16 protein-coding genes are annotated in these 14,621 nt (G+C 60.5%); 6 read left to right on the forward strand and 10 right to left on the reverse strand.

The features are described 5' to 3' along the window. Positions 1–34: 34 nt before the first annotated feature. From recO to LG371_RS12275, 6 genes are all read right to left on the reverse strand, one after another. Positions 35–775, reverse strand: coding sequence for a DNA repair protein RecO (gene recO, locus LG371_RS09710; protein WP_067594962.1), 741 nt, complete (start codon positions 773–775; stop codon positions 35–37). Between the two features lie 242 nt (positions 776–1,017). Then, positions 1,018–2,001, reverse strand: a complete 984-nt coding sequence (locus tag LG371_RS09715; protein WP_067594965.1) for a pseudouridine synthase — start codon at positions 1,999–2,001, stop codon at positions 1,018–1,020. A 439-nt stretch (positions 2,002–2,440) separates the two neighbouring features. Further along, positions 2,441–4,969, reverse strand: a complete 2,529-nt coding sequence (locus tag LG371_RS09720) for a bifunctional (p)ppGpp synthetase/guanosine-3',5'-bis(diphosphate) 3'-pyrophosphohydrolase (RefSeq protein WP_225748370.1) — start codon at positions 4,967–4,969, stop codon at positions 2,441–2,443. 12 nt (positions 4,970–4,981) lie between these two features. Then, complete coding sequence (rpoZ, locus tag LG371_RS09725) at positions 4,982–5,188, reverse strand: DNA-directed RNA polymerase subunit omega (RefSeq protein WP_067594968.1); 207 nt, start codon at positions 5,186–5,188, stop codon at positions 4,982–4,984. A gap of 81 nt (positions 5,189–5,269) precedes the next feature. Then, a complete protein-coding gene (gene gmk, locus LG371_RS09730) occupies positions 5,270–5,887 on the reverse strand; it encodes a guanylate kinase (RefSeq protein WP_067594971.1) in 618 nt (205 codons plus the stop codon). Between the two features lie 79 nt (positions 5,888–5,966). Continuing rightward, positions 5,967–6,101 (reverse strand): hypothetical protein, encoded by a 135-nt coding sequence (locus LG371_RS12275; RefSeq protein ID WP_255593119.1) that lies wholly within the window; start codon positions 6,099–6,101, stop codon positions 5,967–5,969. A 6-nt stretch (positions 6,102–6,107) separates the two neighbouring features. Here LG371_RS12275 and LG371_RS09735 point away from each other — a divergent pair, with 6 nt between their 5' ends. The 3 genes from LG371_RS09735 (at position 6,108) to LG371_RS09745 (ending at position 8,852) form a co-directional block, all read left to right on the forward strand. Then, on the forward strand, positions 6,108–7,739 hold the full coding sequence (locus tag LG371_RS09735) for a CTP synthase (protein ID WP_225748371.1): 1,632 nt from the start codon (positions 6,108–6,110) through the stop codon (positions 7,737–7,739). Positions 7,740–7,818: 79 nt separating this feature from the next. Beyond that, a complete protein-coding gene (locus tag LG371_RS09740; RefSeq protein WP_225748372.1) occupies positions 7,819–8,166 on the forward strand; it encodes a hypothetical protein in 348 nt (115 codons plus the stop codon). A 410-nt stretch (positions 8,167–8,576) separates the two neighbouring features. Further along, the gene (locus LG371_RS09745; protein WP_225748373.1) at positions 8,577–8,852 is read left to right on the forward strand and encodes a hypothetical protein; all 276 of its coding nucleotides are present in this window, start codon (positions 8,577–8,579) and stop codon (positions 8,850–8,852) included. A 41-nt stretch (positions 8,853–8,893) separates the two neighbouring features. Here LG371_RS09745 and LG371_RS09750 read toward each other — a convergent pair whose 3' ends face one another. The 3 genes from LG371_RS09750 to LG371_RS09760 form a co-directional block, all read right to left on the reverse strand. Next, a complete protein-coding gene (locus LG371_RS09750; RefSeq protein WP_156503587.1) occupies positions 8,894–9,202 on the reverse strand; it encodes an SMI1/KNR4 family protein in 309 nt (102 codons plus the stop codon). 86 nt (positions 9,203–9,288) lie between these two features. Next, positions 9,289–10,512 carry a multidrug effflux MFS transporter gene (locus LG371_RS09755; protein ID WP_225748374.1) on the reverse strand — a complete coding sequence of 408 codons (1,224 nt, stop codon included), beginning with the start codon at positions 10,510–10,512 and terminating at the stop codon, positions 9,289–9,291. A gap of 30 nt (positions 10,513–10,542) precedes the next feature. Continuing rightward, positions 10,543–10,815 carry a hypothetical protein gene (locus LG371_RS09760; RefSeq protein WP_067594992.1) on the reverse strand — a complete coding sequence of 91 codons (273 nt, stop codon included), beginning with the start codon at positions 10,813–10,815 and terminating at the stop codon, positions 10,543–10,545. Positions 10,816–11,126: 311 nt separating this feature from the next. Here LG371_RS09760 and LG371_RS09765 point away from each other — a divergent pair, with 311 nt between their 5' ends. Further along, positions 11,127–11,618 carry a GNAT family N-acetyltransferase gene (locus LG371_RS09765; RefSeq protein ID WP_067594995.1) on the forward strand — a complete coding sequence of 164 codons (492 nt, stop codon included), beginning with the start codon at positions 11,127–11,129 and terminating at the stop codon, positions 11,616–11,618. A 123-nt stretch (positions 11,619–11,741) separates the two neighbouring features. Next, the gene (locus tag LG371_RS09770; RefSeq protein ID WP_067594997.1) at positions 11,742–12,305 is read left to right on the forward strand and encodes an RICIN domain-containing protein; all 564 of its coding nucleotides are present in this window, start codon (positions 11,742–11,744) and stop codon (positions 12,303–12,305) included. A 298-nt stretch (positions 12,306–12,603) separates the two neighbouring features. Here the strand turns inward: LG371_RS09770 and LG371_RS09775 are convergent, their stop codons facing one another. Next, positions 12,604–12,948 carry a hypothetical protein gene (locus LG371_RS09775; RefSeq protein WP_225748375.1) on the reverse strand — a complete coding sequence of 115 codons (345 nt, stop codon included), beginning with the start codon at positions 12,946–12,948 and terminating at the stop codon, positions 12,604–12,606. A 256-nt stretch (positions 12,949–13,204) separates the two neighbouring features. Here LG371_RS09775 and ppk1 point away from each other — a divergent pair. Continuing rightward, positions 13,205–14,621: polyphosphate kinase 1 (gene ppk1, locus LG371_RS09780; RefSeq protein WP_225748376.1), on the forward strand; the 1,417-nt coding region annotated here is incomplete at its 3' end.

The following is a 14,621-nucleotide window of genomic DNA, read 5'->3' on the forward strand; positions in this document are numbered from 1 at the left end:
ACCAACTACTTGGAGTCACTTACAAATCCCAAGGCTACCTGAAAGCCTGTATCTGCTGCAACACCTGGCGCGATTTAATCCCCTCCGGCAGGCGGGAATCCAGCAGCAGGCGGGTAATCTGCCGCGCCTGCTGCAAGGCGGCGGCATCGGCAAATTCACCGCTATCCAGCTGCATCAGCACTTCGCCGCACGCCGCCACGCCGCTCTGGATTTCGTGCGCAGGCAAGGCGCGGCGCTGTTCCAGCGGCAGCACGGCGTGTTCGGGGCGCAGCCAGTATTGCCGTGCGGCCTCCACCGGCCTGCCATCGCTGTCGTGCCGCAAATCGGGCGCATAGCCGGACAGCGTGAGCAGCGCCCATTCGAAGCGGCGCAACGCGGCGGCATGGTTCGGCTCGCTGCACAAGGCGCGCATAACTTGGCGCAAAGCCTCATACAGCGCGGGCTGCGGGTCTTCGCGCGCGGTGAGCTTCTGCACCAGCTCGTTCACATACAGCCCGCTGAGCAGCGCCTTGCCCTGCGGCTGCGGCCAGCCACCCAGCCATTCGGCGCGGTGCAGCGTTTTCAGCTCTTCCCGCCCATACCAGGCTACCTGCACCGGCACAAACGGCACCAGCACGCCGCGCAGCTCGCTCTGCCGCTTGCGCGCGCTGCGCGCCACCACCGTCACCCGCCCGTAGTCGCGGCTGTAGAGCTCCGCCAGCAGGCTGGTTTCGCGCCACGGCGTGGCCGACAGCAGGAAGGCCGGCTGGGAATCGATGCGGTTGAGCTGTTTCATGTGGGGTATCAAAAGGATGAATAGAAGCCGGCCTGTGCGTTCGGCCGGCATTTTTCGCTTCGCGGGCGCTTGGCCTTAGCCGCGCCAAGGTATCGTTTTAGCGAATGCGCCCCGCTCATTTTTAACTCCGTTGAAGCTCACGTTTTCAGGTAGCCTTTATGGGCGTTGAAAATGGCGGTAGCGGTTTGCCTGCAAACGATTTGGCCGGTTTTCAGGTAGCCTGAAGCCGGTTTGGCTGGGCTTTATCTGCGGCGGCCCTCGCCCGGCAGCGGCATATCCACCCACTTCATCACCGAGGCTACTTCCGCTGCGTTCAGCTCATAAAACTGCCCGCGTTTCAAACGGTTAGGCAAAGCAATCGGCCCGAAGCCGGTGCGCACCAGGCGGCTCACGGTGAGGCCGAAGTGCTCGAAAATACGGCGCACTTCGCGGTTGCGCCCCTCTTTGAGCACCACATTATACCATTTGTTCGCGCCCTCCCCGCCCTGGCTGTGGATGCGCTCCACCTGCGCCAGGCCGTCTTCCAGCATCACGCCTTCGCCGGTGAGCTGGCGCATCTGCTCGATTTCCAGCTCGCCCAACACGCGCACTGCATATTCGCGCTCCACCTCGAAGCTCGGGTGGGCGAAACGGTTGGCCAGCTCGCCGGAAGTGGTGAGGATCAGCAGGCCGCTGGTGTTGATGTCCAAGCGCCCGATGGCCACCCAGCGGCTGCTCGCCGCCTGCGGCAGGCGGTCGAAAATGCTCACGCGCCCTTGCGGGTCGTCGCGCGATACGATTTCGCCTTCCTGCTTGTAATACAAGATGATACGCGGCAACCTATCCGGCCATTTCAGCTTCACCACGCTGCCTTTCACCAGCACTTGGTCATCCGGCTGCACCTTGTCGCCCAGCTGCGCCGGCTTGCCGTTTACCGAAACCCAGCCGTTTTGAATCCACTCCTCCATCTCGCGGCGCGAGCCCACGCCGGAAGCGGCCAACGCCTTTTGCAGGCGCACCGGCTCGATGCCGCTCAAATCTGAACGCTGCTCCTGAAGCTGGCGCACGCGGCTCTGCACTTTCTGGTTAGCTGGGCGCACGGCCAGCTTTTTCGCCCGCGCCACACGCGTTTTCGGCGCAGAGGGTGCGTTGCCCGCTTTGTCGCGCGCCTGTCGCTTGGGGCTACCTGAAAATTTTTCATCGGCGCGGCGTAGGCCAGGCTTGCTGGAAGAGTTTTGTTTTTTCATCGGGTTATCCTAACTCGTGATATTGATCGACGGTTCTTCTGCGGCACGGGGCGGCAGGGTTTCTGTGAAAAAGGCTACCTGAAAATGTGAACTTACACGGAGTAAAAATCAGCAACGCGACTTTCGCCCAAACCATATTTCGGCAAAACCATAGCGGAATTTTTGTGCGGCTCAAGCGGCAAGCCGATAGACAATGGAAACGGCGTTTCTCGGCAGCGGCAAAGGGCAGTTTACGTTTGCGGCACAATGTGCCGTAGATTGGCGTTTTTGCGGATTACTCTACAAACGCATGATTCGGTTGGCGCTGAAGTTTCAGCCACCCTGAAGCTGCCTGTTATTTTTAGTTTCGCAGAAATTCCACTCCCTTCGGAAACATCGTTTTCAGGTAGCCTGCTGCCGGGGGAGGCTATCTGAAAATCTGTGCGGCCGTTTGCATGGTTTAGTGGCGCTGCACTTTGCGCACTTGGGGGATGGTGTAGAGGGCGTGGATGATTTGGCGCAGTTGGGTGTGGTCGGCCACTTGGAGGTCGAAGCGGAATTCGATGAAGCCGTCGCCGTTTTCTTTGGCTGAGCTGAGGGTGTCGACGGATTCGATGTCGGCGCCGTGGCCGGATACGGCTTGGGCCATGGCGGCGAGCAGGCCGTGGGCGCGTTTGGCGGATACGGTGATGCTGGTGGGGTAGTGTTTTTTCTGTTCGATGCCTTCCCAGTTGGCGTCGAGCTGCTGCTCGGGCGGGGCTTTGAGGGTGTTGGGGCAGGTGTCGCGGTGGATGATGAGGCCGTGGTCTTTCACCAGGAGGGCTTTGATGCTGTCGCCGGGGATGGGGCGGCAGCAGGGGGCGAGCTGGATGCGGCCGCTGTCGCTGCTGCCCACGCTGATGGGGGCGATTTTCACGCTGCTGCTGTTGGGCTGTTTGCCGGCGAGCTCGGCGATGTGCATGGCCACGGATACGGGGGCGAGCCTGCCCATGCCCACGTCGTAGAGGATGTCTTCGAAGCTGGTGTTTTTGCGGCTGAGGTCGTCGAGGTAGCTTTGTTTGAGGTCTTCGGAGAGGAGCAAATCTTGCGGAAGCAGGCCGGTGAGGGCGCGTTGGAGGAGCTGCTCGCCGAGGCGCACGGCGTCGCCGCGGTCGATGTGTTTGAGCTTGTTGCGGATGGCGCTGCGGGCGCGGCCGGAAATGACGAAGTTGAGCCAAGCGGGGTTGGGGCGGGCGATGTTGGAGGTGATGATTTCCACGCTGTCGCCGGTGCGCAGGCGGGTGCGCAGGGGCACCATGGTGTTGTTCACGCGGGCGGCGATGCAGCGGTGGCCGATGTCGGTGTGCACGGCGTAGGCGAAATCCACGGGGGTGGCGCCTTCGGGCAGCACGAGGATTTTGCCTTTGGGGGTGAACACATACACTTCGCGCGGGAACAAATCGACTTTAACATGCTCGAGGAATTCGATGGCGTTGTCCCCCTGGGCTTGGAAGTCGAGGATGTTTTGCAGCCATTGGTGGGTGCGCTGGGCGGCGGGGTCGTTTTCGGCGTTTTTGTAGAGCAGGTGGCTGGCCACGCCTTCTTCGGCCACTTTGTCCATCTCGCGGGTGCGGATTTGCACTTCTATCGGCAGGCCGAAGGGGCCGACGAGGGTGGTGTGCAGGCTTTGGTAGCCGTTGGCCTTGGGGATGGCGATGTAGTCTTTGATGTGGCCGGGCTTGGGCTTGTAGAGGCTGTGCAGCGCACCGAGGGCGGCGTAGCAGGCGGGGATGTTGTTCACAATCACGCGGAAGCCGTAGATGTCCATCACTTCGGAGAAATGCAGTTTTTTATCCTGCATTTTCTTGTAGATGCTGTAGAGGTTTTTCTCTTTGCCGCGGATTTTGGCTTCGATGTTGGCGCTCACCAGGCGCTGGCTGAAGGCGCTCAGCACTTTGCCCACCACGTCGCGGCGGTTGCGGCGGCTGGCTTCGCGGGCGCGCTCGAGTACGGTGTAGCGGTTGGGCAGCAGGTATTTGAAGGAGAGGTCTTGCAGTTCGCGGTAGGCGTGGTTCAGGCCAATGCGGTTGGCGAGCTGGGCGTAGATTTCCAGCGTTTCGCGGGCGATACGGCGGCGGCTGTCGGGCTTTTTGGCATCGAGCGTGCGCATGTTGTGCAGGCGGTCGGAAAGTTTGACGATGATGACGCGGATGTCTTTGGTCATCGCCATGATGAGCTTGCGGAAGCTTTCGGCCTGGTGTTCGGCCTGGCTGTCGTATTCGAGCTTTTCGAGCTTGGAGAGGCCGTCTACCATGTCGGCGATGGCTTGGCCGAATTCGGCGGCAAGCTCTTCTTTGCTGGTGCCGGTGTCTTCGAGCACGTCGTGCAGCACGCCGGCGCAGAGGCCTTGGGCGTCGATGTGCCATTCGGCGAGCTGCTGGGCCACGGCCATGGGGTGGGTGATGTAGGGCACGCCGCTGTTGCGGAATTGGTTTTGGTGGGCGCGGATGCCGAAATCGCAGGCGCGGTTGAGCAGGGCTTGGTCTTCGGTTTTCAGGTAGCCTGCGGCGCGCAGCAGGGCTTGGCGGCTGCGCTCGATGATGAGGTGGTAAACTTCGTTGATTTGCCGGCGGCAGCGGTTGAGCTGGGCTTCGCGGCCTTCGCTGCCGGCGGTGTGGATGTGGCGGATGATTTCGGTGCACACGTCGCCGAATTGGGGCTGGAGCAGCCCGATGTCGGCCTGGGTGCCGAGGTCTTCCATGGCGGTTTGAATCAGCACGGCGCACAGGGCGTGCACGCGTTGTTTTTCTTCGGCCAGGGCGGTGGCGAGATCGAAGGCGCGGGCGAGTTTGTCGGTGTGCCCCTGCTGCTCGGCGGTTTGGTAAACGTAGGCGCAGGCGGCTTCCAAGAGCGCCCAGCGTTCCATTTTTTTCAGGTAGCCTGTTTGGGCAAACAGGGTTTCCCGCAGGGCGGCGATGGAGGGGTTGTAACCGATGCTCGCGGCAATCATGATGGCTCGGGATTACTTGTTGCGCGAGAGGATTTCTTCGCCGATTTGGCCGGCGGCGATTTCGCGCAGGGCGGTGACGGTGGGCTTGTTGTTGCGGATGTCGTCTACCAGGGGCATGGAGCCGTTGGCGAGCTGGCGGGCGCGGTAGGCGGCGGCCAGGGTGAGGTTGAAGTGGTTGGGGATGCGGCCGATGCAGTCTTCTACGGTAATGCGTGCCATGGTGTGTTCCTTATATGTGTTGGTGAAAAGGGATAAAGGGTTTCAGGTAGCCTTTTGGCAGATGGGGCTACCTGAAAAATATCAGGCGTTTTCGCTGCTGCCAGCGAGCAGTTGGTGCACAAAGGGCTCTTGGTTTTCGCGGCGGAAGCGCTGGGATTTGATGATGTGCAGCAGGGCGTTTTCGGCGGCCACGAGGTCGTCGTTGACCACGAGGTAGTCGAACAGGGCGGCCTGCTCGATTTCGCTGCGGGCTTCGGCCAGCCGCCGGGCGATGACTTCGGGGGCGTCGGCGGCGCGCTGGCGCAGGCGTTGCTCCAGGGTTTGCAGCGAGGGCGGGGCGATGAAGATGCTGTGCGCCTGCGGCAGCTGGCGGCGGATTTGCTCGGCGCCTTGGGTGTCGATTTCGAGGATGACGTCTACCCCTTGGCGGGTGAGGCTTTCCAGGCTTTGGGTGCTGGTGCCGTAGTAGTTGCCGTACACTTGGGCGTATTCCACGAATTGGCTTTCTTCTATCATGCGCTCGAATTCGGGCACGCTCACAAAGTGGTAGTGTTTGCCGTTTTCCTCGCCGCGGCGCGGGGCGCGGGTGGTGTGCGACACGGACACACGGATGTCGGCATGATGCTGGAGCAGCCGGGAAATCAGCGTGGTTTTGCCGGTGCCGGAGGCGGCGGAGATGACGAAAATGTTGCCTTGCATGGTGTGATGTTTTGGTGTGGAGTTTGGGCGTATTATCGCATAGGGTTCAGGCCTTTGAAAGGGCGGCCGATAGGGCTTTTCAATCTGCCCGCGGCTGGTTTTCAGGTAGCCCCAAGCCCGCGCAGGCCAAGTTGAGGCTACCTGAAAACCAGCCGCCCCCGCGCTTTTGCTTTTGCGGGAAACGGGGTAAAATCGCGCTTTCCAAAACGGGCATTGCATCATGACCAAATTTATTTTCGTAACCGGCGGCGTGGTATCTTCATTGGGTAAAGGTATCGCCGCCGCTTCTATTGCGGCCATCCTCGAATCGCGCGGGCTGAAGGTAACCATGCTCAAGCTCGATCCCTATATCAACGTGGATCCGGGCACGATGAGCCCCTTCCAGCACGGCGAAGTGTTTGTAACCGAAGACGGCGCGGAAACCGACCTCGACCTCGGCCACTACGAGCGCTTTATCGACGCCACGCTCACCCGCGCCAACAGCTTCAGCGCCGGGCAGGTGTATGAAAACGTGATTGCCAAGGAGCGTCGCGGCGATTATTTGGGTGGCACGGTGCAGGTGATCCCGCACATCACCGACGAAATCAAACGCCGTATTCACGAAGGCGCGGCGGGCTACGACGTGGCGATTGTGGAAATCGGAGGCACGGTGGGCGACATCGAATCGCTGCCGTTTTTGGAAGCCATCCGCCAGATGCGCAGCCAGCTCGGCCGCGCCAACACGCTGTTTGCCCATTTGAGCTATGTGCCCTACATCGCCGCAGCGGGCGAAATCAAAACCAAGCCTACGCAGCACACCGTGAAGGAAATGCTCAGCATCGGCCTGCAGCCCGACATCCTGATTTGCCGCATGGATAGGGAGCTGCCCGACGACGAACGCCGCAAAATCGCCCTGTTTTGCAACGTGGAAGAGCGCGCCATCGTGGGCAGCTACGACGTGGAAAGCATCTACGAATGCCCCGAAATGCTCTACAACCAAGGCATCGACACGATTATCTGCGAGCAGCTGCAACTGAACGTGAAGCAGGCGGATTTGACGGAATGGAAGAAAATCGTCCGCGCCATCAAAAACCCGCAGCACAAAGCCAATATCGCCATGGTGGGCAAATATGTGGATCTCACCGAATCCTACAAATCGCTCAGCGAAGCGCTGAAACACGCCGGCATCCACACCGAAACCGAAGTGCGCATCACCTATATCGACAGTGAAACCATCGAGCAGGAAGGCACCGCCGGCCTCAAAGGCTTTGATGCCATCCTTGTGCCCGGCGGCTTCGGCACGCGCGGCGTGGAAGGCAAGATTGCCGCCGCCCGCTATGCCCGCGAAAACAAAGTGCCTTATTTGGGCATCTGCCTCGGCATGCAGATTGCGCTGATTGAATTTGCCCGCCACATGGCCGGCATGGAAAACGCCAATTCCACTGAGTTCGACTTGAAAACGCCCTATCCTGTGGTGGCGCTGATCGACGAATGGCAAACCGCCGACGGCGCGGTGGAAAAACGCGACGAACACGCCGATTTGGGCGGCACCATGCGCCTGGGTGCGCAGGAAGTGGAACTCGTGCCCGGCAGCCTCGCCGCCGCCGTGTATGGCAGCACCCGCATTAAAGAGCGCCACCGCCACCGCTACGAAGTGAACAACCATTTCGTGCCCGCGCTGGAGCAGGCCGGCCTGGTGGTGAGCGGCGTATCCAGCGGTCGCGAACGCTTGGTGGAAACCATCGAGCTGCCGCAGGGCGAACATCCGTGGTTTTTTGCCAGCCAGTTCCACCCGGAATTCACGTCCACCCCGCGCAAAGGGCATCCGCTGTTTACTTCGTTTATCAAAGCGGCCTTGCAGCATAAGGAATAGGCGCGTGTGCGATTGAATAAAGGCTACCTGAAATTTTCAGGTAGCCTTTTGCTTAATACACTAGAAAGGAACGAAACTCATGACCGAGCAAGAACTGATACGCTGCTTCCAGCAAGCTCTGGCCGATATTGCCCGGCTGGCCGGCGCCATCGGCGAGCAGCACTGGCAGCAGGCTTTTTTCGATAGGGCGCGGCAAACGCTGGCCAACGAAGCCCTGCCAGCGCGCGAACGCCTGCGGCTGGCCTGCGAACAGAGCCATGTGTTCGGCGGCATGGGCTCTTGGAACGATTCCCCGCCGTTTTCCGCCGCCGAGCGCGGCTTGCTGGCAGAGTTTGAGCAAACCACTGCCGCGCTGTATGAAATACGTTCGGCGGCCATTGTGCATTTGAGGCGGCGGGGCAGCGGGCAAGGTAGGGTGCGGGTTTAGATATTTGGATGCGCCGTTTGGTACGTGCGCAACCAGCGGCAAAAGGCTACCTGAAAATTTGAGCCTCAACGGAGTTAAAACGTAGCGTAGCGAAGTTTCTGCGAAGCTAAAATTTTCAGGTAGCCTTTTTGTCGGATATTTTGCTGTTTAGCCATAGCTTGGACAAGGAATGCCGTACCCCTGCGGCTAGGCAATAGCAGGCTGGCGGCGCTCGTTATAAAGGCTACCTGAAATCCCAAACCGTTTTCAGGTAGCCTTTGGCTTGGCTGCGGATGCTTATTTCAGATGATCCAGCAGGCCGCTCAAATCCAGCAGGAAGAGCAGGGTAAAGCCGGTGAGGTAGATCAGGCCGATGATGGCGAGGAAGTTCATGCCCGGGGTGAGCTTGTGGCGCTAACCCGCGCACGCTGTTGGTACTCGACCCGCCCTACGTCTGCACCCAGCAGGGCAACTACCGCAAGGCCGCCTACTTCGGCATGGTCGAGTTTCTGCGCCTGATGGCAATGGTGCGCCCGCCCTTCATCTTTTTCAGCAGCACCCGCAGCGAGCTGCCCGCCTATCTCAACCTCGTGGCGGAGCTGCACCTGCCCGGCTGGGAGCGGTTTGCAGGCTGCCAGACCCTGACCTTATGCAGCACCATCAACCACAATTCCCACTACGACGACCACCTGATTTATAAGTTCTGACAGCAAGCACTGCGCCGCTTCTAAAAGCATAAGATAATCCACTATACCACTTGCGGCAGGCTGTCGATTTCGATGCCGAGGTCGCAGCCGGTGCCGAAGTGTAGCAGCAGGGCGCGGTAGGGCGGGGGAAAGGCGGTGCCGAGTTGTTGTTCGGCGGCGGCAATCTCGGCTTTGGTTACGGGGGTGCCGGAGAGCAGCTCGTCGGCCAGGCCGTCTTGTTTGGCGTATTGGGCGCGGATGCGGGCTTCGAGCTGGGTGAGGAAGGTGTGGGGCATGGGGTTTTTAGCGGAGGAGTAAGGGGATAGGCTACCTGAAAAACGGGCGTGGCCGTGGCGAATAGGTTGCTGCACATGTTGTGCCTGTCAAAATGGGTTTCAGGTGGCCTTGGGGCGGGATAACAGGCTACCTGAAAAATAGCAAACGGATGGCAACCGGCCTAGTGTGCCGACTTATCCAGCCACACCCGCCGCGAGAGGGTGAACAGCAGCGTGATGCCGCACAGGGTGGAGGCCAGCATCATGGCGGGCATGATGCGCGCGGAGCCGTCGTGCAGCTGGGTGGCGAGGAAGCCCATGGCGGCGGCAATCAGCACCTGGCTGGAAATCAGCACGCCGTTGGCGCTGCCACCCTCGGCCTTGAAATAACTCATGAAGCAAGCCTGCGTATTGGCCACAATCAGACCCTGTGCGCCCACCGACAGCATCACCAGCGGCGCCAGCAGCCACAGCGGCGGCCGCGCCAAACCTTGCGAGAGCAGCATCATCAGCAAATTGGCCGCCAGCTGCACCGCGATGCCGATGAGCAGGATATTGGCCGGATTGCTGCCGCTCTTCAGCCGCCAGGCCGTTACGCGGTTGAAAAACACCATGGTAATGATATTAAGACCGAACAGCAGCGTGTAGAAGCCGTTGCTCAAGCCGTAAAACTTCATATACAGCGAAGGTGATTCGGTGAGGAACACAAACATCGAAGAAAAGCTGAACGCCTGAAAAAACAGAAAGCCTAGAGATTGCGGCTTGGCAAACACGCTGCGGTAGCCCGTGAGAATAATCCAAAGCGCCGAGCCCGCAGGCCGCGCCGTCGGGCGGTTGGCCGGCAGGAAACGCCATTGCAGCAGCCACACCACCCCCGCATACGCCAGCAAAACCGCAACCCCCGCCCGCCAGCCGCCGATAAGCTGCATCAGCCAGCCCACCATCGGCGCCAAAACCGGCGCCGCCATCATAATCCCCCCGATCAGCGCAAACATCTGCGCCGCACGGCGCCCTTCATAATGATCGCGCACAATCGCCCCGCCGCTCACCGCCACCATGCCCGCGCCGAAAGCCTGCACCATCCGCAGCAGCATCAGCTGAGGCAGCGTTTGCAAAATAATCAGCCCGAAGCTGGCCAAAAGATACAAGCCCAGCCCGGCCAGCACCACCGGCCGCCGCCCCTTGAAGTCCGACCACACCCCGCCCAGCAGCACCCCCGCCGACTGCCCCACCAGGAAAATGCTCAGACTCTGCTGGATGTCTGTTTCACGCACGCCCAAGCTGGCCGCCATCGCCGGCACGGCAGGCAGATAAGTGTCGATGGAAAACGGCATCACCGCCGCCATTGCCGCTAAAAGCAGCGCCATTTGTTTGTCGGAAAGATGGGAGGGGGAAGAGGTGTTCATCAGAAATAAAATATTGAAAATCAATAAAAATCATCGGATAAAGTAATACGCCACATAGCCGCTGAAGGCCGCCAGCGGCAAGAGTTGCAACAGCGCGCGCCGCTTGGCCGGCACATCCTGCCGCAAATGCGCCGATACCAGCGCAAACAGCACATATTTCAGCAAAAACACACAGGCGCAGCACATAATCACGCCATTTTGCAGATAGCCCGTAGCATCCGCCGCCGGATTCAGCGCAAACCACAGCGCCAACAGCAGCGGCAGCAGGCACACGGCCAGCCAGCTTCGTAGTGAGGGAGACATAGCGATTCCTTATTGATGGTTGTGTGGCGGCAGCCGGAGGCTACCTGAAAATGTGCGGGCTACCTGAAAGCGTTGGCTTCAAGGCCATGAAAACGCAGTGCAGTGGCGTTTCTGGGCGGCTAAAAAGATTTTGGCTACGGCTTGCCGCCTAACCCGGCCGTGCGGGCTATATTTTCAGGTAGCCCATTATATCGCCGATTGCCGCCCGCCGTGCCGCGATAGCCGCAATTTATCGCCCGCGCCGCCCGAATGGTTATTCTGTTGGGCAGGCTATATAATTCCGCCAGTTTCACCGCACAAGCCCGCCCGCCATGAGCCTCATCACCCACCTGCGTCCGGCACGCATCCAAGACTGCGAACACATCTACAACGCCCACCAATACGCCGTGCGCTACACCTGCGCCCGCAACTACAGCGAAGCCGTGCTGCAAGCCTGGCTCGCCCTGCTCAGCCCCGACAGCTACCTCGACACCCTCGGCGACGAGCGCAAGCGCCTCTGGGTGATCGAATTCAAACACCACATCCAAGGCTTCTTCCAAATCAACCTGCAAGAATCCCAGCTCGACGCGCTGTATGTGCACCCCTTCGTGCAGCGCCAAGGCCTCGGCACCGCCCTGCTCGGCCGTGCCGAAGAGCTGGCCTACCAAAGCGGCCTGGGCATGCTCAAGCTCTACGCCTCGCTCAATTCCGAGCCCTTCTACCTGCTCAACGGCTACCAGCCCCTAGGCGAAGCCGTGCTGCCGCTCAACCCACAAGTGGGCATCGAATGCCGCCTCATGCGCAAGCTGCTCACTAATCTTTAAATACTGGCTTTCAGGTAGCCTGATCGATTTCTAGGCTACCTGAAAATCTACAATACGGGTCTATCCCAGATTTGCTTTTTAGCTAGTCCCAAAGCCCATCCCGCCCCATCGCAAGGAGCCGCTATGAAACCCACGCCCATCCTGCTTGCCCTGTTCGCCTTGCCCGCTTGCACCTATCTCGACGGCCCCGGCGGGCGTTTCTTCTCGCTCGATTTGCCGGTGGAGAGCACCCACACCGTGAGCCGCACCGTGCGCGTGGATGCCTCCCCCGGCACCACCGTGATCATGAGCGAAAGCTCCCCGCTCGACGGCTACTACCGCCCCGCGCTCAACCCCGGCAGCGGCGGCCGCACCCTGCTGCGCCAAGCCGCCGACAACGCCTGCCTCAGCCTCGAGCGCGGCAGCGTGCCCGCTTATCTGGTGAGCCAGCCCTGCCACGGCCGCAACAACCAGCAGTTTATGTTTAACGGCCCGCGCCTGAGCGTGAATGGGCTGTGCCTGGAAGCCGTGGGCGGCGCCGGCAGCCCGGTGGCCGCCGCAGCTTGCCATCATGGCCAAAGCCAGCATTGGTTTGCCGAGGGCGGCCACATCCGCAGCGCCGCCAACGGCCTGTGTTTGGAGAGCGGCGGTGGCGCGGTGCGCCTGCAATATTGCAATAACGGCATGGGGCAGCGGTTTTACCGATAGTTTGGTTGTGGGTTGTGTGGAAGTGAAGGCTACCTGAAAATCATCCACTAGGTTTTCAGGTAGCCTTTATAATTGCGAGCTATTGCATTGTTGGACGTAGGGGCGGATATGAAATCCGCCCCTACGAAACAGTTGGCAGGCGCAGCTTGGGCATTCATACCTAACCTGCCGCTGTAAACCCTAGCTGCCCTTGTTGAAGGCGGTGCGGACACGAAAGGCTACCTGAAAATTTTAGCTGCGCAGAAACTCGCGAAGCTCGTTTTCAGGTAGCCTTTTGCTCGGCTGTATGCACGGTATTTCAGCGCTGATGCTCAATAGAAATATTGCCGCGAATCGGCATGGCGGGGCGCCAGTTGCCGGTGCAGATGGTGGAGCCGGCGCTGGTGTGGCAGCTGCGGTGTTCGGTGTAGCCGATGCCGCCGCGGCTGTATTGCTCGGTGGTTTGGATTTGCCCGCCGCCGTATTGGCTGCCGCCGTTGTAGAAGTAGTAGCTGCGGCTGGGGTAGTAGGTGGGGGCGTCTTCCGGCCAGGTGGAGTAGTAGCCGGAATAGGGGTTGATTTGCAGGTTGATTTGGGTGTGGGTTTCGGCTGCGGCGGCGCTGCTGAAGAGGGCGGCGCAGAGTAGGAGCAGGGTGGGGCGCATGGTGGTCTCCCTAGGGTGGATGGGCGGGTAGTGCCAAGCGGCGGCGGGAAGTGCTATAGTTAAACCGTTCCTTCCGGCAGGCGGCGGAACGGGCGGCTTGGCCTGAGTTGGAAGGGTAATTGCTATGTTAATCATAAGCGCACGGCCCGATTCCGCCCGGCAGTGTGCCGATTATATAACTATTTGCCGGGAAACGGTTTATGCTTTACAAAGCGTTTCCCTTGCAATCTCCCCTTCACTATTTTCAGGTAGCCTTATGCCCCAGAAGCCCCCCATCCTTTGCCGCGAACTGAGCCTGCTGGCTTTCAACCGCCGCGTGCTGGCGCAGGCGCGCGATCCGCAAGTGCCGCTGTTGGAGCGGCTGCGTTTCCTGTGCATCGTGTCTTCTAATTTAGACGAATTTTTCGAAGTGCGCATGGCGTGGCTGAAAAAGGAAAACCAGCTCAACCCGCACACCGAGCTCGACAACGGCACCACGCCCGCCGAAACCATGGCCGCGGCCGCCGCCGAAGCCAAAAAGCTGATTCAGGAACAGTATGAGCTGTTCAACCAAGAGCTGATTCCCGCGCTGCGCGAAGAAGGCATCTTTTTCTACCCGCGCCGCCAGTGGACGGCCGAGCAGCGCGCCTGGATTGAAAGCTATTTCGACCGCGAGCTCTTGCCCATCCTTACCCCGCTGGGGCTCGACCCTTCCCACCCCTTCCCGCGCCTGCTCAATAAATCGCTCAACTTCGCGGTGGAGCTTTCCGGCAAAGACGCGTTCGGCCGCGCTTCCGGCATGGCCGTGGTGCAGGCGCCGCGCATCCTGCCGCGCGTAGTGAGGCTACCTGAAAACTTAAGCGGCGGCGGCTACGGCTTCGTGCTGCTTTCCTCCATCCTGCACGCCTATGTGCACAAACTCTTCCCCGGCATGGCCGTGGAAGGCTGCTACCAATTCCGCCTCACGCGCAACAGCGAGCTCACGGTGGACGAAGAAGACGTAACCAACCTGCGCGCTGCCGTGCAAACCGAGCTGCGCGGGCGGCAGTATGGCGACGAAGTGCGGCTGGAAGTGGCCGACAACTGCCCGCCGCAGGTGGCCGAATTCCTGCTGGCGCAATGCAACCTGAGCCCGAACGAGCTCTACCAGGTGGTGGGCCCCGTAAACCTGGTGCGCCTGATGGCCGTGCCCGATATGGTGGACCGCCCCGATTTGAAGTTCCCGCCCTTCTCCCCCGGCCTGCCCAAAGATGTGCGCAAAGACCAGCCGATGGCCGAAGTGCTCAAACGGCAAGACGTGCTGCTGCACCACCCCTACCAATCCATCGCCCCCACCGTGCGCTTCATACAAGAAGCCGCCGCCGACCCGGATGTGGTGGCCATCAAAATGACGATTTACCGCACCGGCACCCATTCCGACCTCGCCCGCGCCCTGATTGCCGCCGCCAACGCCGGCAAGCAGGTAACCGTGGTGGTGGAGCTGATGGCGCGGTTTGACGAAGAAAACAACGTCAACTGGGCCAACCGCTTAGAGAGCGCTGGCGCGCACGTGGTGTATGGCGTGTTCGGCTACAAAGTGCACGCCAAAATGGCGCTCGTGATCCGCCGCGAAGGGGGCGGCCTCAAACGCTACGCCCACCTCGGCACCGGCAACTACCACCAAGGTACCTCCCGCATCTACACCGATTTCGGCC

The organism is Eikenella sp. Marseille-P7795 (assembly GCF_916618725.1).
Classification (GTDB): domain Bacteria; phylum Pseudomonadota; class Gammaproteobacteria; order Burkholderiales; family Neisseriaceae; genus Eikenella; species Eikenella longinqua.